The 18,839-nt window shown below is 70.6% G+C and carries 21 protein-coding genes; 9 read left to right on the plus strand and 12 right to left on the minus strand.

The window, feature by feature from the left end:
* Positions 1 to 85: 85 nt before the first annotated feature.
* From OWR29_RS27835 to OWR29_RS27855, 5 genes are read left to right on the plus strand one after another with little or no spacing between them, the layout of a single operon-like run.
* Positions 86 to 1,327, plus strand: a complete 1,242-nt coding sequence (locus tag OWR29_RS27835; RefSeq protein WP_267566221.1) for an ROK family transcriptional regulator — start codon at positions 86 to 88, stop codon at positions 1,325 to 1,327.
* On the plus strand, positions 1,324 to 2,931 hold the full coding sequence (locus OWR29_RS27840; RefSeq protein ID WP_438872663.1) for a sugar ABC transporter ATP-binding protein: 1,608 nt from the start codon (positions 1,324 to 1,326) through the stop codon (positions 2,929 to 2,931). The genes OWR29_RS27835 and OWR29_RS27840 overlap by 4 nt, the downstream gene beginning before the upstream one ends.
* Positions 2,928 to 3,944, plus strand: a complete 1,017-nt coding sequence (locus tag OWR29_RS27845; protein WP_267566222.1) for an ABC transporter permease — start codon at positions 2,928 to 2,930, stop codon at positions 3,942 to 3,944. The genes OWR29_RS27840 and OWR29_RS27845 overlap by 4 nt, the downstream gene beginning before the upstream one ends.
* A gap of 48 nt (positions 3,945 to 3,992) precedes the next feature.
* Positions 3,993 to 5,039: a substrate-binding domain-containing protein gene (locus OWR29_RS27850; RefSeq protein WP_267566223.1), complete on the plus strand. Its 1,047-nt coding sequence runs from the start codon at positions 3,993 to 3,995 to the stop codon at positions 5,037 to 5,039.
* A gap of 25 nt (positions 5,040 to 5,064) precedes the next feature.
* The gene (locus tag OWR29_RS27855) at positions 5,065 to 6,252 is read left to right on the plus strand and encodes a Gfo/Idh/MocA family protein (RefSeq protein WP_267566224.1); all 1,188 of its coding nucleotides are present in this window, start codon (positions 5,065 to 5,067) and stop codon (positions 6,250 to 6,252) included.
* Positions 6,253 to 6,303: 51 nt separating this feature from the next.
* Here OWR29_RS27855 and OWR29_RS27860 read toward each other — a convergent pair whose 3' ends face one another.
* The 12 genes from OWR29_RS27860 to OWR29_RS27915 all read right to left on the minus strand — a co-directional run bounded on the left by OWR29_RS27860 (position 6,304) and on the right by OWR29_RS27915 (position 13,325).
* Positions 6,304 to 6,960 (minus strand): 4Fe-4S single cluster domain-containing protein, encoded by a 657-nt coding sequence (locus tag OWR29_RS27860; protein WP_267566225.1) that lies wholly within the window; start codon positions 6,958 to 6,960, stop codon positions 6,304 to 6,306.
* Positions 6,953 to 7,804, minus strand: a complete 852-nt coding sequence (locus OWR29_RS27865; RefSeq protein ID WP_267566226.1) for a ComEA family DNA-binding protein — start codon at positions 7,802 to 7,804, stop codon at positions 6,953 to 6,955. The genes OWR29_RS27860 and OWR29_RS27865 overlap by 8 nt, the downstream gene beginning before the upstream one ends.
* Positions 7,785 to 8,000, minus strand: a complete 216-nt coding sequence (locus tag OWR29_RS27870; protein ID WP_267566227.1) for a DUF2997 domain-containing protein — start codon at positions 7,998 to 8,000, stop codon at positions 7,785 to 7,787. The genes OWR29_RS27865 and OWR29_RS27870 overlap by 20 nt, the downstream gene beginning before the upstream one ends.
* On the minus strand, positions 7,997 to 8,446 hold the full coding sequence (locus tag OWR29_RS27875) for a hypothetical protein (protein ID WP_267566228.1): 450 nt from the start codon (positions 8,444 to 8,446) through the stop codon (positions 7,997 to 7,999). The genes OWR29_RS27870 and OWR29_RS27875 overlap by 4 nt, the downstream gene beginning before the upstream one ends.
* On the minus strand, positions 8,440 to 10,026 hold the full coding sequence (locus tag OWR29_RS27880; RefSeq protein WP_267566229.1) for a Ycf46 family AAA ATPase: 1,587 nt from the start codon (positions 10,024 to 10,026) through the stop codon (positions 8,440 to 8,442). The genes OWR29_RS27875 and OWR29_RS27880 overlap by 7 nt, the downstream gene beginning before the upstream one ends.
* A 22-nt stretch (positions 10,027 to 10,048) precedes the next feature.
* A complete protein-coding gene (locus tag OWR29_RS27885) occupies positions 10,049 to 10,360 on the minus strand; it encodes a hypothetical protein (protein ID WP_267566230.1) in 312 nt (103 codons plus the stop codon).
* A 66-nt stretch (positions 10,361 to 10,426) separates the two neighbouring features.
* The gene (locus tag OWR29_RS27890) at positions 10,427 to 11,119 is read right to left on the minus strand and encodes a WXG100 family type VII secretion target (RefSeq protein ID WP_267566231.1); all 693 of its coding nucleotides are present in this window, start codon (positions 11,117 to 11,119) and stop codon (positions 10,427 to 10,429) included.
* On the minus strand, positions 11,119 to 11,430 hold the full coding sequence (locus OWR29_RS27895) for a type VII secretion target (protein WP_267566232.1): 312 nt from the start codon (positions 11,428 to 11,430) through the stop codon (positions 11,119 to 11,121). The genes OWR29_RS27890 and OWR29_RS27895 overlap by 1 nt, the downstream gene beginning before the upstream one ends.
* The gene (locus tag OWR29_RS27900) at positions 11,423 to 11,809 is read right to left on the minus strand and encodes a YbaB/EbfC family nucleoid-associated protein (protein ID WP_267566233.1); all 387 of its coding nucleotides are present in this window, start codon (positions 11,807 to 11,809) and stop codon (positions 11,423 to 11,425) included. Before OWR29_RS27900 ends, OWR29_RS27895 begins: the two co-directional genes overlap by 8 nt.
* A gap of 26 nt (positions 11,810 to 11,835) precedes the next feature.
* Complete coding sequence (locus OWR29_RS27905) at positions 11,836 to 12,219, minus strand: hypothetical protein (RefSeq protein ID WP_267566234.1); 384 nt, start codon at positions 12,217 to 12,219, stop codon at positions 11,836 to 11,838.
* A gap of 4 nt (positions 12,220 to 12,223) precedes the next feature.
* Positions 12,224 to 12,580, minus strand: a complete 357-nt coding sequence (locus OWR29_RS27910) for a hypothetical protein (RefSeq protein ID WP_267566235.1) — start codon at positions 12,578 to 12,580, stop codon at positions 12,224 to 12,226.
* A 4-nt stretch (positions 12,581 to 12,584) separates the two neighbouring features.
* The gene (locus OWR29_RS27915; RefSeq protein ID WP_267566236.1) at positions 12,585 to 13,325 is read right to left on the minus strand and encodes a hypothetical protein; all 741 of its coding nucleotides are present in this window, start codon (positions 13,323 to 13,325) and stop codon (positions 12,585 to 12,587) included.
* A 277-nt stretch (positions 13,326 to 13,602) separates the two neighbouring features.
* Between OWR29_RS27915 and OWR29_RS27920 the strand changes: the two genes are divergently transcribed.
* The 4 genes from OWR29_RS27920 to OWR29_RS27935 are packed head-to-tail and all read left to right on the plus strand — an operon-like array spanning position 13,603 to position 18,835.
* Positions 13,603 to 14,604, plus strand: coding sequence for an endonuclease domain-containing protein (locus OWR29_RS27920; RefSeq protein WP_267566237.1), 1,002 nt, complete (start codon positions 13,603 to 13,605; stop codon positions 14,602 to 14,604).
* Positions 14,591 to 15,220, plus strand: coding sequence for a hypothetical protein (locus tag OWR29_RS27925; protein WP_267566238.1), 630 nt, complete (start codon positions 14,591 to 14,593; stop codon positions 15,218 to 15,220). Before OWR29_RS27920 ends, OWR29_RS27925 begins: the two co-directional genes overlap by 14 nt.
* Complete coding sequence (locus tag OWR29_RS27930) at positions 15,220 to 18,570, plus strand: ATP-binding protein (protein ID WP_267566239.1); 3,351 nt, start codon at positions 15,220 to 15,222, stop codon at positions 18,568 to 18,570. Before OWR29_RS27925 ends, OWR29_RS27930 begins: the two co-directional genes overlap by 1 nt.
* Positions 18,521 to 18,835, plus strand: a complete 315-nt coding sequence (locus OWR29_RS27935) for an iron chaperone (RefSeq protein WP_324291277.1) — start codon at positions 18,521 to 18,523, stop codon at positions 18,833 to 18,835. Before OWR29_RS27930 ends, OWR29_RS27935 begins: the two co-directional genes overlap by 50 nt.
* The last annotated feature ends 4 nt before the right edge of the window (positions 18,836 to 18,839 follow it).

Genomic DNA, 18,839 nt, shown 5'->3' on the forward strand with positions numbered 1-18,839 from the left:
TGGACTCCGGAGGCACAGCGCGCCTACTGTGACCGTCACAACACCGAGGGGTTACCCCGGTGTTAAGCGTCTCCGGAGGTTCTTCGTGCACGTCGCCGATGCTCCCCACCTGCGGGTTCTGCGCCTGCTGCGGGACGAGGGACCGGTGTCCCGGGCCGAGCTGGGGGATCGCCTCGAGCTGACCCGGCCGCGGCTGCTGGCCGAGGTCGAACGCCTCGTCGCGGCCGGCCTCATCGCCGAGGCCGGCATGGCCGCCTCCCGCGGCGGCCGGCGCTCGACGCTGGTCGAGCTGCACCCGCGCCTGCGCTTCGCCGCCGTCGACCTCGGGGCCAGCTCGATCGACATAGAGGTCACCAACGGCCGGCTCGAGCCGGTGGCGACCTACCGCGAGTCGGCCGACATCCGCTCGGGGCCGCGGCAGATACTGCAACGGGTCAACGAGCTGCTGCACAAGGCTCGCACCGACGGCGCCTACGACCGGCTCGACGCGGTCGGCATCGGCGTCCCCGGCCCGGTCAGCTTTCGCGACGGCGTCCCGGTGTCGCCCCCGATCATGCCGGGGTGGGACCGCTATCCCGTACGGGAACTGCTCGCCCGCGAGCACGGGTGCCCGGCCGTCGTCGACAACGACGTGAACATCATGGCCATCGGCGAGCGGCACGGCGGCGTCGCCCACTCGGTCGACGACTTCCTGTTCGTCAAGATCGGCACGGGCATCGGCTGCGGCATCCACCTGGGCGGCACGGTCTACCGCGGGGTCGACGGCTGCGCGGGCGACATCGGCCACATCCAGGTCGACCCCAACGGCCCGGTCTGCTCGTGCGGCAACACCGGCTGCCTCGAGGCCCTGTTCAGCGGCTTCGCCCTGGCCCGGGACGCGCTGGCCGCGGCCCGCTCCGGCGAGTCCCCGGCCCTGGCCGAGCGCCTCGCCGCCTACCAGGCCGCGCTGCAGGCGGCCGGCGAGGCCGCGGGCGAGGGCGACGACGGCCCCGAGCCGGCGGTCCACATCTCGGCCCGCGACGTGGCCGACGGCGCCGCCGAGGGCGACGTCACCTGCATCCGCCTGATCCGCGAGGGTGGCCGCCGCGTCGGCGGCGTCCTGGCCACCCTGGTGTCCTTCTCCAACCCTTCGATGATTGTCATCGGCGGCGGCCTGGCCCTGCTGGGTCACGTGCTGCTCGCCGAGATCCGCAGTGTGGTCTACCGCCGGTCGCTGCCCCTGGCCACCGGCAACCTTCCCGTTGTCCTTTCGGAGCTGGGCAGCCGGGCCGGCGTCACCGGCGCCGCCGTGCTGGCCAGCGACACGGCTTTCGAGCAGGCATCATGACCATTCCCGCCCCGCGTGAAGACCTCAAATCCGACAACGACGTGCCGGTCCCGCCGGACAGCACCGACGGCGAGGGCCCCGGCGACGTGGTCCTGCGCCTGACCGACGTGGTCAAGACCTTCCCGGGCGTCCGCGCCCTCGACGGCGTGCAGCTCGAGGTGCGCGCCGGCGAGGTGCACTGCCTGCTCGGGCAGAACGGCGCCGGCAAGTCCACGCTGATCAAGACGCTGGCCGGCGTGCACCACGCCGACGGCGGCGAGATCACCTGGCTGGGCGAGCCCTTCGCGCCGGCCACGCCGCAGGCCGCCATGCGGGCCGGCATCGCCACCATCTATCAGGAGCTCGACCTCGTCGACGACCTTTCCGTCGCCGAGAACGCCTTCCTGGGCCACGAGGACAGCCGGCTCGGCTTCACCCGCCGGCGCTCCACGGCCGCCAAGACCCGGGAGATCCTGTCCCGGCTCGGCCACGGCGAGATTCCGCCGCGGCAGGCAGTGCGCTCGCTGCCGGCCGCCGGCAAACAGGTCGTCAGCATGGCCCGTGCGCTCTCGCACGACGCCCGGCTGATCGTCATGGACGAGCCCAGCGCTGTGCTCGCTCATGATGAGGTGGAAAACCTGTTCCGGATCATCCGGGAGCTCACCGCCCAGGGCATCGCGGTCATCTACATCTCGCACCGGCTCGAAGAGATCCGCGAGATCGGCGACCGGGTGACCGTGCTCAAGGACGGCCGCACCACCGCGGCCAACCTGCCGGCCCGGTCCACCCCGACTCGCGACCTGGTCAGCCGGATGACCGGCCGCACCATCGAGTACGTCTTCCCGCCCCGCCGCCCGGCCGAGCAGCGCGACCCGCTGCTGGTCGTCGACGGTCTGAGCCGCACCGGCGAATTCGCCGACGCGAGCCTGACCGTCGCCCCCGGCGAGATCGTCGGCATCGCCGGCCTGGTCGGGTCGGGCCGCTCCGAGCTGCTCGAGACGATCTTCGGCGCGCGCCGGGCCGACTCCGGCACCGTCACCCTCGACGGCAAGCGGATCACCAGCGTCGGCAGCGCGGTCCGCAAGGGCATGGGCATGGCGCCCGAGGAGCGCAAGAGCCAGGCCCTGCTGCTCGACGAGCCGGTCTACAAGAACATGACGCTCGCGTCGTTCAGCACCTTCGCCAAGGCCGGGTTCACCGACGCCGGCGGTGAGCGCAAGGCCGCCGAACGGACGGCCGAAGCGCTCGAACTGCGGCCGCGCGACGTGAGCCGTCCGATCCGGACGCTCTCCGGCGGCAACCAGCAGAAGGTCGTCGTCGGCCGGTGGCTGCTCGAGGACACGAAGCTGCTGCTGCTCGACGAGCCCACCCGCGGTGTCGACGTCGGCGCCCGGGCCGAGCTCTACCAGGTCATCCACGACCTGGCCGAGCGGGGCGTGGGGGTGCTGCTGGTCTCCAGCGAGGTGCCCGAGGTGCTCGGTCTGGCCGACCGGGTGCTGGTGATGCGCGAGGGCCGGATCATCCACGAGGCCCCGGCCGGGGCGATCGACGAGGACGCCGTCCTCGACATGATCATGGCCGGTTCGCTCACGACTGAGTCCATTCTGGAAGGGGAGCCAGCATGACTACCCAGACGGCGCCCCCTGAGGCGCCCGCCAAGCAGGAACGCCGCAAGCTCGACGAGAACACCCTGCGCAATCTGGGGCTCGTCGGCGTGCTGGTCCTCCTGATCGTGGTCGGCATCATCACGAAGCCCGACCTCTACAGCGACCCGACCTGGGTCAAGAACAACTTCCTGACGATCCTGCAGCAGGCGTCGGCGATCGGCGTGGTCACGGTCGGCATGACCTTCGTGATCATCGGGGGCGGCATCGACCTGTCGGTCGGCGCGATCATCGCCCTGGCCGGGGTCTGGGCCACCACGCTGGCGACCCAGAGCTACGGCGCGGGCGGCATGATCTTCACGGCGCTGGTCGTGGGAATCGCGGTCGGCCTCGTCAACGGGGTCCTCATCTCGTACGGGAAATTGGTGCCCTTCATCGCGACACTGGCGATGCTGGTGGCCGCCCGGGGCCTGGCCGCGCAGATCTCGGCCAAGCAGACCCAGGTCTCGGCCAACGACTTCATCAACAGCCTGGCCAGCGAGCGCCTGCTCGGCATCCCGCTGCTGGTCTGGATCCTCTTCCTGGTCGTCGCCGCGGGCTGGGTGCTGCTCAACCGCACAACCTTCGGCCGGCGCACGGTCGCGGTCGGCGGCAACCCGGAGGCGGCCCGCCTGGCCGGCATCAACGTCAAGCGGCACACGCTGCTGCTCTACGCGCTGTCCGGCCTCTGCTGCGGCATCGCCGCGATCATGCTGACCTCGCAGGCGACCAGCGCCCAGGCGGCCATGGCCAACCTGTACGAACTGGACGCGATCGCCGCCGCGATCATCGGTGGCACGCTGCTCAGCGGCGGCCGCGGCACCATCGTCGGCGCCCTCTTCGGGGTGCTGGTCTTCTCCACCATCACCAACCTGTTCGCCATCAACAACCTCTCCACCGAGGTCCAGAACATGGTGAAGGGCGCGATCATCGTGCTCGCCGTCCTGATCCAGCAGTTCCGCTACAAGTCACTGACGCAACTGTTCAAGCGCTGATCTTTCTTCGCCCGGATCCGCCCGGCCGGGCACCCCCTTGGAGGAATCATGTCCGCTTTGTCCCGTAGGCGCATTCTGTTCGGCGGCGCGGCCGTCGGCGCCGGCGCCCTCCTCACCGCCTGCACGAGCAACGAGCCCGAGAACAACGCGCAGGTGAACACCAACACCGACGCGAGCGCCAACCCGAACGCGGCCGCCGGCGAGAAGGTCGTCATCGGCTTCTCGGCCCCGGCCGCCGACCACGGCTGGCTCGCGGCCATCACCAACAACGCCAAGGCGCAGGCCGCTGCCTACCCCGACGTGGAGTTCAAGCCGGTCGAGTCGGGGGCCGACGCGGCCGCCCAGCGCGCCGCCATCTCGACGCTGGTGGCCCAGAAGCCCACCGTGATCGTGATGCTCCCGGCCGACGGCAAGGAGCTCGACGCGGCCGGCCTCGAGGCCATGCGGGCCGGCATCCCGGTCATCAACCTCGACCGCGCCTTCCCGTCCCGGGCCGCCTTCCGCCTGCAGATCAAGGGCGACAACTTCGGCATGGGCACGGCCGCCGGTCACTACATCGGCAACCAGCTCAAGGCCAAGGGCGTGACCAACCCGATCATCGGCGAGATCCCGGGCATCGACTCGCTCGAGCTCACCCAGGAGCGCAGCGAGGGCTTCAAGGTCGCGCTGGCCGAGTTCGGCTTCAAGGTGGCCAACCGGCGCCCGGCCGAGTTCACCGCCGACTCCGGCCAGGCCGCCGCGACCGCCCTGCTGCAGGCGCTGCCCAAGATGGACGCCCTCTGGAACCACGACGACGACCAGGGCATCGGTGTGCTGGCGGCGATCAAGCAGACCAACCGCAGCGAGTTCTTCATGGTCGGCGGGGCCGGCTCGAAGGCGGCCATCGACGCCATCAAGGCCGACAACTCGGTGCTCAAGGCGACAGTGACCTACAGCCCGTCGATGGCGTCCTCGGCGATCTCGCTGGCCCGCCTCATCGGCCAGGGCAAGGGCATGAGCGACCTGGTCGAGCTGCAGGTGCCCCAGGAGATCACCCTCGCCTCCGAGACGATCACCAAGGACAACGCCGATCAGTACGCCAAGCTCGGCTTCTGATCCGCGCTCAACCATAGGAGGTTCGATGTCGGAGCAGCTGCGGGTCGGCATGGTCGGCTACGCGTTCATGGGCGCCACCCATTCGGTGGCCTGGCGCACCGTCAACCATGCCTTCGACCTGCCGCTGTCGGCACAGATGACCGCGGTGAGCGGCCGTTCCCCGGAAGGGGTGGCGGCCGCCGCCGAGAAGCTCGGATGGGCCGGGCACACCACCGACTGGCGCACGCTGATCGATCGGGACGACATCGACCTGATCGACATCTGCACCCCGGGCGACACCCACGCCGAGATCGCGCTGGCCGCGCTGGCCGCCGGCAAGCACGTGCTCTGCGAGAAGCCGCTGGCCAACTCGGTGGCCGAGGCCCGTGAAATGGCCGCGGCGGCAGCGAAGGCCGCCAATTCCGGCGTACGGGCCATGTGTGCCTTCAATTACCGCCGGGTGCCCGCCGTGGCCCTGATGCGCAAGCTCGTCCAGGACGGGCGCATCGGCGCCATCCGGCACGTCCGGGCCAGCTATCTGCAGGACTGGATCGTCGACCCGCAGTTCCCGCTGGTCTGGCGCCTGCAGAAAGAGCTGGCGGGCTCGGGCGCGCTGGGCGACATCGGCGCCCACATCATCGACCTGACCCAGTTCGTGACCGGCCAGTCGATCAGCTCGGTGTCGGCGCTGACCGAGACGTTCGTCAAGCAGCGCCCGCTCACCTCCGGCTCGTCCGGGCTGTCGGCGTCGTCCGACGGCAGCAATCTGGGCGACGTGACGGTCGACGACGCGGCCCTGTTCCTGGCCCGGCTCGACGGGGGAGCCGTGGCCACGTACGAGGCGACGCGCTTCGCGACCGGTCACAAGAACGCGCTGCGGGTCGAGCTGAACGGCTCGCTGGGTTCGCTGGCGTTCGACTTCGAGCGGCTCAACGAGCTCGAGTTCTACGACGCCACGCTGCCCACGGCCGAGCAGGGCTTCAGCCTGATCCAGGTGACCGAGCCCGACCACCCGTACATGTCGGCGTGGTGGCCGCCCGGTCACGGCATCGGCTACGAGCACACCTTCACCCACGAGGTGCGCGACCTGATCGAGGCGATCGCCACCGGTCAGCAACCGACCCCGTCGTTCGCCGACGCGCTGCAGGTGCAGCTGGTGCTGGACGCGGTCAGCCGCTCGGCCGAGTCGGCTCAATGGACCACTGTGGAACCGGCCCTGGAGCCGGCCGCTTAGTGCTTTCCCGTGACCGGAGCCGCAGTCCGGCCCCCGGTCACGAGAAACGCCTCAGAGAACGTCCGTCGCGGGCCGGCGAGGGACGGCGCGGTTGCGCCCCGCGCCGGCCGGCCCGTGACGGAGCATTCCGCCGGCCAGGAGAGCGTCCAGCGTCTCCGCGTCGGCCCAGCCGTTGACCGCGACCTCGCCGGACGCGGTCACCGTCACCTCGAGCCGATCGGGCAAGGCCGCGGCCTCGCGCATCCGGTCGGTCAGGTGCAGGAACTGCTGGTTGGTGGAGCCGACCCAGGGCCGGTTGTGGTCGATCAGATCCCGCCGGAACGGGCCGGCCACCAGCAGGTCGGTGGCCGCCAGCAGGGGCGCCGCGTCGTCCCGGCGCCGCAGATCCTCGTACTCGTAGCCGGTGAACGTCATGACCGTGCGCCCGGCCTCGCGGACGCCGACGGCCACCGCGGCCAGGGCGGTCGCCTGCTCGAACGGCTCGCCGCCGAGCAGAGTGAGCCCTTCGGTGTTCGCCGCCAGCACCCGACCAATCAATTCGGACGGTGGCACGAGCACGCCGCCGCGCGCCCCGAACAGATGCGGGTTGAAGCAGCCCGGGCAGCGGATCGTGCAGCCCTGCACCCAGATGGCGGTGCGTTCCCCCGGACCCTCGGCCGTGGTGCGGTCGAGGAACCGGGCCAGTCGAACGGGTGGCGGCTCAGACATCGACAATGCGGCCGAACGGTCCGGGCTGATCGGGTTCCGGTGGGGGCGGGGTGACGACGATCCGGTCGCGGACGGCCACCAACTCGTGCGGGGCGAGCCCGGCCGCGGCGGCGAAGTCGTTGAGGGTGACAAAACCACCCCGCGATTGCCGTACGGCGAGCACGTGGGCGACGCGTTCGGGGTTGAAGTGGGGGAGGGTGGCCAGCCGCGCCGCGTCGGCCGTGTTCACCTCGACCGGGCCGGGGTTGTACGGCTGCGGGCCCGCATGGAATGACGGCGCGGTGTTGTACGGCTGCGGGCCTGTGGTTCCCGGCTCTTGCGGGCCGGCGTAGTACGCCTGCGGGCCTGTGGTTTTCGGCTCGGGCGGGCCGGCGTAGTACTGCTGCGGGCCGGGGACCAGGCCGTGCATCTGCGGGGGCAGCGGCGGTGCGGGCGGCGCCGGGTTCCAGCCCATCGGCGGCGGCTGGGCCTGGGAGTACCAGGGGCGGTAGCCGGCCCGCCAGCGGAGCCAGGCCGGGTTGATGATCAACGCGTGGACGACGCTGGCGGCCCACATCGCGAAGAAGATCGCGTACGAGACGTCTTCTTGAGTCGAGCCGTCGGCCGACTCCCCGCCGAGGATGAAGAAGACCCAGGCCACCACGCTGTACGCGACACCGGGGATCCACCACTGCGGCTTGCGGGCGCGGATGCCCACGTACAGGAAGCCGGCCGCGCCCAGGCAGCCGAAGCTGAGGATCGGCGCCAGCACCCAGACGCTGTGCCCGAGCCGCCACGACAACTTGGCCGCCGGACCGTTCGGCGGCGGTGGCTGAGAGCCCGGTTCAGGCGGGGTCCACGTCACGGTTCACCTGCTGTTCCTGCGCTTGCTCATGCGTACGGTGGAAGTCGGCGGTAAAGGCGCTGGAGGTCACCTGGCCGCCGATCAGATCCTCGAGAACGGCGATGTAGTCGAGGCAGCGGTCGCCGAGGATGTCCACGGTCTCGGCGGTGACCTGGCCGTCGCCGGTCACCGTCACGACGATACGAGGGTTTGTCACCTGCGCTCCTGCCCGACCTCGAAGACCAGCCGCACGCTGGCGTCCTCGTTCACCGACTCCGATTCGAGCCGCAGCCCGGCCGCCGGCGCCTGCTCCCGCAGCCGGGTCAGCACCGCCTGCTGCACCTGACGCCCGTACGCGGCGTCGACGGCCAGCACCAGATCGACCGCCCGCGGCTGATCCAGGCCCTCGACGTGCGCGGCCCAGATGCCGTCGGCGCCCCGCGTGAAGGTGGCGGTGGCCTGGCTCAAGGTGGCGGTGAGCGCGTCACCGTTCGTGCTGACCGACGCGCCCATGTCACGCAGGGCAGCCGCGAGCAGCGTGACGTCCCGCATCCGGGTCTGCACCTGCACCGTCCGCCCGTCGGCCGAGCGCCCGGCCGCGGCCTGCACGGCGGCCACCCCGGCCATCGCCAGCGGCACCAACAACAAAGACACACTCACCATGAGCTCCCGGAGTTGTTGCTGAGATCCCAGTCGTCGTTGGCGGTCGCCGAAACCGCCCGGTTGCTCGCCCACCCGCGCAGGGCCTCGATCCGCTCGGCCTGGGTGACGCTGAGCGGGACGATGCTCATCACCGCGCGGACCAGGTCGTCGCGGCCCAGCGGCCGGCGTTCCGAGAACGCGTCGAACAGGGCCGCCGTGACCGCCTGCTCGATCTCGGCGCCCGAGTAGCCGCCGGTCAACCCGGCCAGCTCGGTCAGCAGCTCGTCGGTGACGGCCAGCTCCCCGGCGGCCCGGCGGTGGCTCAGAGCCCGCCCCAGGTGCACCCGCCACACCGCGACCCGCTCCGAGCGGCTGGGCAGGTCGACGAAGAAGGTCTCGTCGAACCGTCCCTTGCGGAGCAGTTCGGGCGGCAGCCCCTCGAAGTCGTTGGCCGTGGCGATCACGAAGACCGGCGCGTTCTTCTCCTGCATCCAGGTCAGGAACGTGCCGAAGACCCGGGCCCCGGTGCCGGAATCGCCGCCGGCGCCGCCCGCGAAGCCCTTCTCGATCTCGTCGACCCACAGGACGCAGGGCGCCACCGCCTCGGCCGTGCGCAACGCCGTACGCATGTTGTGCTCGCTCGAACCGACCAGACCCGAGAACACCCGTCCGATGTCGAACCGCAGCAGCGGCAGCCCCCACGCGGTGGCCATGGCCTTGGCCGTGAGCGACTTGCCGCAGCCGGGCACACCCGTGATCAGCACGCCGCGCGGGGCGGGCAGACCGTACTCGGCCGCCTCGGCCAGCCACGAGCCGTTCCGTTTGACCAGCCAGCTCTTGAGCTTCTGAAGGCCGCCGACGTCGTCCAGCACGATGTCGGTGCTCACGAACTCGAGCACACCCGACTTGCGCACGGTCTGGCGTTTCTCGTCGTGCACGATCTCGAGGTCGGCCAGATCGAGCACGGCGTCGTTGACCATGGCCCGGGCGTACGCGTTCTCGGCCTCCTGCATGGTCAGCCCCAGTGCCGCCGCCACGAAGCGTTCCCGCTGCTCCTCGTCCAGCGCGATCCGCAGCCGGCCCGACCCGAGGTTCGACCGGATCATCGCCTCCAGCAGGCTGCGCAGCTCGGCCTGGCCCGGCAGCGGGAAGTCGACGATCGTCACGTCCTTGCTGAGCTCGGCCGGGATGTGCAGCACCGGCGAGACCAGCACGAGACAGCGCGGGCTGCGGCCGGCCCGGAACGCCTGAGCGACGTCGCGCAGCCGCCGCACGAGCTCCATGTTCTGCGGGTACTGCCCGTCCTGGTGCAGCGGGTGCAGGTCGCGGAAGACGAACACGGCCGGCTCGTCGACACGCTGGATCGCCTGCAGGGCGTCGGTGGCCCGCTCGGCGCCGGCCCGGGCCTTGCCGTCGGGCTGGATCAGGCCGCCGGTCACCGACCAGCTCCACACGGCCCGCGGGACGCGCACGAGCGCGCCGTCGCCGGCGAGGGCGGCGATCTGGTGAAGGGCGCGCTGTTCCTCGTACGTCTCGAGGTAGAGGATGGGGAAGCGGGCCTTCAGCAGCTGCGCCAACGTCTCACCGAACGACCTGCTCACGCCCCGACATTACGGCACCGACCTAAGGCCGCTGATAACCGCAGACCTCGTAGAGCCAGTGGTCGTAGTAGTGCCGGACGGCGTCGCGGTCGTGGTGGTCGAGGGTCAGCCACTCGCGGGCGGCGTCGGCGGCCCGGTCGTGTTCCCACTCGTTCTCGCCGAGGCACCCCCAGACCAGATAGAGGCTGGTGGCGAACTCCTCGGTCTCGAGGTGGTCGTGCAGGGCGGCCAGGATCGCGGCGGCCGGAACCGAAGGATCGTCGGCCACGGCCACCCGGCTCATCAGCGGGCGCAGCTCGTCGAGGTAGGCGGGCGCCCGGCGCTGATCACTCACATGCGAACCATGACACGACTACGTAGCGAAGTGATTGCCGGTCTCACACCTCGGGGTGATGCGATGTCACCCGTTCACGAGGCGGGTCAGGTTGGTCAGGCTCGTGACCAGTGCGGTCGTGTAGCCGAGAATCCGCCCGGCCCACTTGACCACGGCCGAGGCGATCTGGGCGGCGACGATGGGGATGGTCACCACCAGCAAGGCCTCGGCGGCCCAGACGATCACCCGCGCCACCAGGTCGGCGATCAGGTCCCGGACGAGATCGCGGGTGAACATGACCAGGTTGCCGGCCGCCTGCGTGGACGCCGACATGGTGGCCGCCAGCGACGACAGCCCGCCCAGCGCGTCGACGTTGTTGGCCATCAGACTCTGGTACGTCATCGCCGCCGGCCCGGTCCAGTCGGGCACGTCGGCGGCCAGGGCACCCTGCAGGTCGGCCGACATGGCGGCCAGCTCGCCGGCCATGTTCTGCCAGGTGGCGGCATGCGCGGCGACCCGGTCGGGCATGCCGGCCAGCTTGTCCAGCACCTCCCGCAGCGGCTCGAAGTACTCCATGGCCCAGCCCAGCCCGTTGGCCAGCAGCGTGCTGAACGGGTCGAGCACGGCCGAGGCGGCCTCGAGCGCGAACGCCCCGCCGGCCAGCGCCTGGTCGACCCAGCTGCCGCCCGCGATCGACTGCTGCAGCCCCTGGAAGCTGTCCACCAGCGAGGCGCCGGACGTGCCCGGCCCGGTCGACGCGACAGCGATCAGGTTCGTCATCACAGACCACCGGCCTTACGCAGGCGGTTCGCCGCGTCGTCGTCGGCGCGCTCGTAGTCCTGGCTGGTGCGGATGAGAGCGTCCGAGGCCAGGCGGAGGTTCTCTTCGACGTACGCGTAGAGCTCGTCCTGTTTGGCGTGCCGGGACTCGAGAATGCCGGCCATCCAGCCGCAGAGCAGCCCGTACGCGGCGTCGTCCTGCACAATGGCCGAGCTCGCCGACTTCACCGCGGCGAACCGCTGCTGAATAGCGTCGATCTTCGTGGCGTGGGCCCGGATCTGCTGCGCGTCGACCTGGAAGCCGTCACTCATCGCGCGCCCCGCCCAACTGCTGCTCGATCCGCTGCCCGATCACGCGGCCGGCCGTCGAATCGGGCCCCATCGTCTCGTCGATGATCTGCCGGCTGAGCTCGGCCGCCTTGCGCCGCGCGCGGCCGAGGGCGGTGAGAACGGCCCGCGAGACAACGTCGGGGGCGACCCGCTGGATGCGCTCGGTGAACGTCACGTCGATCAGCATGCCGCTGGAATCGATGGTCACCTCGACCAGCCCGTTGCCGTCGACGGCGCTGATCCGCAGGTCACCCAGCCGGTCGGCCATGGCCTGGGTGGCCGCGGCGGCCCGGTCGACGCGCCCCTTCCAGTCGCGCAGATATTCGCGCGAACTGTCCGGGTCCAGCAGAGGCTCGGTCATTTCTTCTTTCTACCGCGCCCCGTCAATCATCGATGTCCCGCCTCGTCCAGCACCTCACGCAGGATCCGGGCGACCTCCCACAGAAACACCGCCGCCCCGGAGTCAGTCGGGTCGTGGTCCAAGCCCTTGTTCGCGTCGCCCTCGACGAGGTCGAGCAGTGTGTACTTGGGTTGTTCCGTGGTGAGAACCCACTCGAGCGCCTCCAGCTCCTGCCGGAGGTACCGGGTCGAGTGGGTGGCCACGCTTGCCATGTCCGCGCGCACCTCGTCAAGATCGACGGCGTCCTCGACGTAGGTCTGCAGCAGGTCGCGCACCTTCCGCAGCGGATCCCGGGCGTCCTGCTCGGCCATCCGAGCTCGAAACTGCTCCTCGATCTGCGCTCTTGTCCGGTCGTGCGGCGGCTCGGTCACCGTCCTATCCCGCCTCGGCGAGGACCCCGCGGAGGATGTCGGCCACCTGCCGGAGGAACACTGCGGCGCCGGCGTCGGTAGGGTCGTCGTCCAAGCCGATGTTGGCATCACTCTCGACCAGGTGGAGCAGTGTGCCCGGCGGGAGGTCGGCCTCGAGGGCCCACTCGAGGGCTTCGAGTTGCTGCCGCAAGTAGCGGGTGGTGTAGCCGGCCGCATCCACCATCTCGGCGCGTGTCTGGTCGAGCCCGTCGGTGTCCAGCACGAAGCCCCGCAGCAGGTCTTGCACCTTCTGCAACGGGGTGCGGGCGTCCCGCTCGGCCCTGCGGGCGCGCATCGGCTCAGGGAGCTGGCTCTGATCCACGGCCCTACAGTAATCCGGACGGGAAAGCGGTAACGATGAACGGCTGCGGTGGATCCGAGCCCGGCACGACGTTGATGCGGACGGTGATCAAGCTGGTCGCTCGGTACTCGGCCTGGCGCGGACCGGCGCCGAACATGCCCTTGTTGTAATAGCCCTCGCCGACTCGATGGTGGGCGTCGAATCCGCCCTCGTGGCGACCACCCTCCGCCAGGTCGCTGCGAATGGTTTCCCAGTTCTCCCGCACGTAGCGGTTGACCTCACGGTTCATGGTCGTGTGGTCGGTCCACTTGAACGCCTGGTTCTCCGGGCGCGGCCACGGCGGATCACCATAGACGCGCCCTTCGACGGTTCGCGTGGTCGGATCACGCCGCAGAGGCACGTCGGGCCCGTGCCGTTCAACTGTGTGCGCGCCGTTGGTGTCGAAGGCGTCGTCGTTGCGGGCGAGGTTGAACGTCGGCGGTGTGTCGCCCAGCTGGTCGTAGCGTTTCATCATCGCGCTGAGCTCGAGGTCGTCGGTCGAGGGCGTCGATGAGGCCGGGCCGCCGGACTGGCCGTTGGCGGCGGCCGTGTTGTGGCCCGCGCCGGCTCGGCCCTGGTGGGCTACCTGGTGTGTTGACTGCTGGGCGGCGGCGATGTTGCCGGCCGGGCGGGGGCCACCGGCGCCGTGGGGGCGAGGGCCGCCGCTGGACGGCGGGTCCGGGGTGTCGCCGCCGGAGCCGCCGTGACTTCGGGGTCGGGTCGGCACAGGTGGGTCCGTTCATCGCCGCTGGTCACTGGGTCGCGGGCAGCGTAACAACTGACGGCAATCGATCCGCGCCTCGCATTGTGGATCTTTGCGGTGCGGAACGGTGGAATGCGATCAAGGAAACAAGGCGGAGAAACAGTCGGAAAGACGACCCGGGTGGGACGAGCGTCACGGCTATCGGCCGTTCGGCGAGAAAAGGGTCACATCCGCGCTATGGCGCCGCGCCGGCGACTATTCGTAGGCTGTCCGGGACTTGTGGCGCCGGGCTGGGAAAGAGTTGAGAACACTGACCACGGCGGGCCGCACGATCGTCGCGGACATCCCGGTGAATCGTGTTGTCTCGCTCCCCGAGATCGATATCGATGATCTCGCGCAGGTGCTGGCCGGTGAGCCCGGCGAATTGGCGCCCCTTGTGACTCGCGTTCCGGATTCGTGCAACTCGCCCGGTGCTTTCGCCGGGGCCGCGGTGGCCGAGCTGGAAAGGGCCGCCGTCGGGCTGTTGCCGGCCTGGCTGCCCGGAACCGGCGAGAGCCGGCCCGACCTCGGTGGTCTCGCCGCCGCCCGGCTGCTCGCGGCCGAACTCGCCCGCCGGGGCCGCTACCCGCGGACGTTCCTGACCGACCTCGCCGTCCTGGCTCTCACCGGCCGCCGTCCGCTGGCGGCGCCGCTGCCCTTGCGGATCCGCGCGCGGGAGCTGGCCCGGCTGGTCGCGGTGGCTTTCGGCCGGCGCCGCACGGTGCTTCTGGTCGAAGGGGGCGACGGGCCAAATGGCGAGGCGGTGGTGGCCGGCGCCGAGTGGCTGGTCAGCAGCGGCGGGCCCGCCGTGTGGTTGCTCGGCACGACGAGCGAGCGAGTTCCCGCCGTACGCGTGGGAATGCCCGCTGGCAAAGGCAGTGTCGCCGTGGCGGGCCGGCCCCATCCCGGGAGCACGGTCGAAGCCGCCCTCGAGGCCGCGCTGGCGCTGGAGTCGTGGGCGACCGGCCGCCGCTGGAATCAGGATTACCGGTCGAATGCGCTCACCCCGCCCGTACGGCTGGATCTGTGGTGGCCCGCGGAAAGGTGCGTCGTCGAGATAGACGGGCCGGAACACTGCCGGCCCGACCGCTATGAGCTCGACCGCCGCCGCGATGTGCGACTGACTTTGGACGGTTACGCCGTTCTGCGTTTCACCAATGCCCGAATCATTCATGACGTCGGCGCCGTGGTTCATGAGATAGGCACCTTTGTGCGGGCTCAGCGGCGCGACACAGCGGAAGGAAACAATCATGGCCGGCGATGATCTGACCCCGTCCGAGGGCGCGATCCTCATGGTGCTGATGGTCGAGGCCCGCGAGGTGCTGAACACCGAGCTCAAAGCGAAGTACGGCCTCGACGTACGCAAGGAACAGCGCGACAAACTCGCCCGCCTGCACTACGTCTCGAGCCGCCGCAGCGGCCGCACGGTCGCGATGCAGCTGGACGACAAGGGCTGGGTGCGGATGCAGAGCGACTTCGACTTCAACGCGCGCGGGGCCAAGGCCCTGGGAGCTGCACTGACCGCCCTGCACACCCACCTGCGCGAGCGCGTTCTCGACCGCAGCGGCGCCGCCAACCTGACCGAACTGTTCGCCCGGACGGACATGCGCGCGCCCGCCGGCGACCTGAGCGCGCGCATCGCCGGCACCTATCGGGCGCTGGCCGACGAGCCGGGAGCGTGGGTGAGCCTGCGCCGGTTGCGCCCGTTCTTCGCCGACGTGCCGCGGGCCGAGCTGGACGAGGCGCTGGGCGAGCTGAGCGACAGCGGCCGGGCCAACATCGTGCCGGAATCCAACCAGCAGACGCTCACCGCGGCCGACCGCGACGCGGCTCTGCGTCTGGGCGGTCAGGAGAACCACCTGCTGGCGATCGGGGTCTGATGAACGAAGCGGAACTGAAGGCCCTGGAATCGCTCCGCTTCGACTGGGCGCCGGTGCCCGACGACATCTGGCGTCCGTTGCCGTTTCACGTCGACGGCCTGCACCTGCCGGTCCTTCGAACTATCGCGGACGGCGTACGAGATGCGGAGAGAAGCCCGGCGGCGAGTCCGATCGGCCTGGTGATGCAGGGACAGCGCGGTTCGGGCAAGACCCACCTGCTGGGGCGGGTCCGGGAGCAGGTGCACGAGCAGGGCGGCTACTTCTTCCTGGTCGGCCTGCTGGACGCGGGCAGCTTCTGGGACAGCGTCCGGATGGCGATGCTCGACGGCCTGGCCCGGCCGGTTCCGGGCACGAACGACACCCAGCTGACCCTCCTGCTGCGGCGTCTGTCGGAAAGGGTGGGCGCGCCCAGGCGGTCGCGCCGCGCCTTCATGGGGCAGACCGACCTGACCCGCGAGGATGTCGACGCGTTCATCAAAGGTCTCGGCGACCACGACCGCCAGGTCGCCCACTCGAGCCAGGAGACCGCGCGGGCGCTGGCCCTGCGCGCGTCCGAGAACGTGGCGCACCGGGATCTGGCCGACAACTACTTCAACTCGGGTGAGGAGAACGAGCCGGGCGAGCGCCACGAGTGGGGGATGCGCCGCGCGCCGCGGCCGGCGCACCTCATCGTGCAGGACCTGTCGTGGCTGCTGGCGCTGACCGGCCCGTCGGTGATCGCCATCGACCAGGTCGACACGCTCATCGCCCAGGTCGCGCTGCAGGGCGACGCCGCGGCGCCGTACGTCGAGCCCGAGCAGGCGCTGATGCTGGCCCGCATGGCCGACGGCCTGATGATGCTGCGGCAGATCACCCGGCGCACCCTCACCGTCCTGGCCTGCATCCCGACGTCGTGGACGATCATCAGGACGACCGCGGCCGACACGGTGGCCGACCGTTTCCGGCAGACGCCGCAGCTCATGCGCATCAACGACGACGACCTGGCCCGGGCCATCATCGAGAAGCGGTTCCGGATGCGCTTCGCCGAGCTCGGGTTCGAACCGCCGTTCCCGACCTGGCCCGTCGCGCCGGAGGCCTTCGACCAGGCCGGTCGCTTCACCCCGAGGCAGTTGCTGCGGGCCATCGACGACCACGTCACCGAGTGCCTCGAGGCCGGCGAGGTCCGCATCCTCCGGCAGCTGGGCGAGACGGCCACCCCGAAGCCGCGCGTTCGTCCGGGCGGCGACCTCGACGCGTACGACCAAAGGTTCGCCGAGTTGCGGGCGAAGGCCGACGTCATGACGCCGCTGACGCGCGACAACGAGGACCAGGCCGTGCCGCCGCTGCTGGCCGCCGCGCTCACGGCGTGGGCCCTCGAACGCGGCGACGCGGGCGACGCGTTCAGCGTGGACCCGCCGCCGAGCAGCGATCCGCCGCTGCACGCCCGGTTGCGTCTCCTCCTCGACGAGCAGACGGACGACCAGGCGCACTGGTGCTTCCGGGCGATCAGCGCCGAGCATCACCACAGCGCGGCGCTGTCCCGGATCCGCAAGGCGTCCATGGCGTCCGCCGTCGACGCGGGCACCCCGAAGCGGCGGCTTTTCCTGCTGCGTAACGGGAAATGGGCGGCGGGGGAGCGGACCCGGGCGGCCGTCGCGGCCCTGGAAGCGGCCGGTGGAAGGACGCTGACCCTGAGCGAGGACGACCTGCGGACGATGTCGGCCCTCCAGGTCATGCTGGCCGAAGCCACAATGGACATACGCGGTTGGCTGACCGAACGCCGTCCGGCTCACGGGTTGATCTTCGTCCAACAAGCTTTGTCCGATGTCGACAGTTGGACATCGGCGCCCCCGCCTCGGGCAACCGAGCCTGCTCCGCCGTCCGTTCCGCCGTCTGCGCCGGCTCTTGCGGAGCCCGGGTTCACGGTCGGATACGACTACCACGACGGCACAGCGGCGCGGCTGCCGTTGGAGGCGCTGCGCAAACACGCGACCATCTTCGCGGGCTCGGGGTCGGGCAAGACGGTGCTGATCCGGCGCATCGTCGAGGAATGTGCGCTGCAGGGCGTGTCGGCGATCGTGCTCGACCCGAACAACGACCTGGCCCGGCTCGGTGACGGCTGGCCCGCGCCGCCCGCGCAATGGGGACCGGACGACGCCGCCCGGGCTGCCGAATACCTGGCCGGCGCCGACGTCGTCGTGTGGACGCCGCGCCGGGCCTCGGGCCGCCCGCTGAGCTTCCAGCCGCTGCCCGACTTCGCCGGCGTGCGCGACGACGAGGACGAGTTCCACGAGGCGGTCGAGGCCGCCGTCGCGTCGCTGACGCCCCGGGCAGGGCTCACCGGCCGTACGAACAAAACGCAGTTGGGTCTGGCCGTTCTGCGCAAAGCCGTCGAGCATTACGGACGGCGGGGCGGCAGCCGCCTCCAAGGCCTGATCGACACGCTGGGCAACCTGCCCGACGGCATCATCGACATCGACGACGCCGAGAAGATCGGGCTGGCGTTGTCGCAGACCCTCACGGCCGCCATGGTCAACGACCCGCTGTTCGGCGGGCACGGCACGCCGATGGACCCCGGCCTGCTGCTGACCCCCGCGGCGGGCAAGCGGGCCCGGGTCTCGGTGATCTCCCTGGTCGGGCTGCCGTCGGACGACGTACGGCAAAGCTTTGTCAATCAGTTGCAGATGGCCCTGTTCGCCTGGATCAAGAAGAACCCGGCCGGCGACCGCCCGCTGCTCGGTCTGCTGATCATGGACGAGGCACAGACGTTCGCCCCGTCCGGCGCGATGACCGCCTGCACCCAGAGCACGCTGGCCCTGGCCGCGCAGGCCCGCAAGTACGGCCTCGGCCTGGTCTTCGCCACCCAGGCGCCGAAGGGCCTGCACAACCGCATCCCCGGCAACGCCGCCACCCAGATGTACGGCCTGATGAACAGCCCCATCCAGATCGAGGCGGCCCGCGACATGGCCAAGGCCAAGGGCGGCGACGTCCCCGACATCTCCCGCCTCACGGTGGGCGAGTTCTACCTGGCCGCCGAGGGCGCGGCGCCTCGCAAGATCCGCACGCCGCTGTCCCTCACCCACCACCCGCGAAGCCCGCTGACCGCCGAGGAGGTGCTGGAGCGGGCCCGCCCGAGTGATCAGGATTCGAGAAGCGCCCCGCCCGGCGAGGCCCGTACCGTCAAGCTCGTCACCAGGGCAGACGTGGGAGGAGCGGAAGATGGCCGAGAACTTCACCGCCGAGGAGCGGGCCGCGATGAAGGAGCGGGCCGCGGAGGTCCGCAAGAGCCGGGGCAGCAAGACGAAGGATCAGGAGCCGGCCGTGCTGGAGAAGATCGCCGAGCTGTCGGGGACGGACCGCGAACTGGCTGAGCGGGTGCACGCGATCGTCAAGGAAGCTGCGCCTGAGCTCCTGCCCCGATTGTGGTACGGCATGCCCGCGTACGGGAAAGGGGGTAAAGCCACGCTCTTCTTCCAGGCCGCCGCGAAGTTCAAGGCCCGCTACGCCACTCTCGGCTTCAACGAGGACGCCCAGCTGGACGACGGCGCCATGTGGCCCACCGCCTTCGCCCTGACCGAGCTGACGCCGCAGGTCGAAGCGCGCATTGCCGAGCTGGTGAAGCGGGCCGCCGGTTAGCATC

Source organism: Paractinoplanes pyxinae (genome assembly GCF_026626335.1).
Lineage (GTDB): Bacteria > Actinomycetota > Actinomycetes > Mycobacteriales > Micromonosporaceae > Actinoplanes > Actinoplanes pyxinae.

Excerpts from the sequence above, each read along its gene's own strand:
- OWR29_RS27930 (WP_267566239.1), top strand. The coding sequence starts at position 15,220 with ATGAACGAAGCGGAACTGAAGGCCCTGGAATCGCTCCGCTTCGACTGG.
- OWR29_RS27875 (WP_267566228.1), bottom strand. The coding sequence starts at position 8,446 with ATGGTGAGTGTGTCTTTGTTGTTGGTGCCGCTGGCGATGGCCGGGGTG.
- OWR29_RS27840 (WP_438872663.1), top strand. The coding sequence starts at position 1,324 with ATGACCATTCCCGCCCCGCGTGAAGACCTCAAATCCGACAACGACGTG.
- OWR29_RS27895 (WP_267566232.1), bottom strand. The coding sequence starts at position 11,430 with ATGAGTGACGGCTTCCAGGTCGACGCGCAGCAGATCCGGGCCCACGCC.
- OWR29_RS27850 (WP_267566223.1), top strand. The coding sequence starts at position 3,993 with ATGTCCGCTTTGTCCCGTAGGCGCATTCTGTTCGGCGGCGCGGCCGTC.
- OWR29_RS27855 (WP_267566224.1), top strand. The coding sequence starts at position 5,065 with ATGTCGGAGCAGCTGCGGGTCGGCATGGTCGGCTACGCGTTCATGGGC.
- OWR29_RS27900 (WP_267566233.1), bottom strand. The coding sequence starts at position 11,809 with ATGACCGAGCCTCTGCTGGACCCGGACAGTTCGCGCGAATATCTGCGC.
- OWR29_RS27860 (WP_267566225.1), bottom strand. The coding sequence starts at position 6,960 with ATGTCTGAGCCGCCACCCGTTCGACTGGCCCGGTTCCTCGACCGCACC.
- OWR29_RS27925 (WP_267566238.1), top strand. The coding sequence starts at position 14,591 with ATGGCCGGCGATGATCTGACCCCGTCCGAGGGCGCGATCCTCATGGTG.
- OWR29_RS27845 (WP_267566222.1), top strand. The coding sequence starts at position 2,928 with ATGACTACCCAGACGGCGCCCCCTGAGGCGCCCGCCAAGCAGGAACGC.
- OWR29_RS27890 (WP_267566231.1), bottom strand. The coding sequence starts at position 11,119 with ATGACGAACCTGATCGCTGTCGCGTCGACCGGGCCGGGCACGTCCGGC.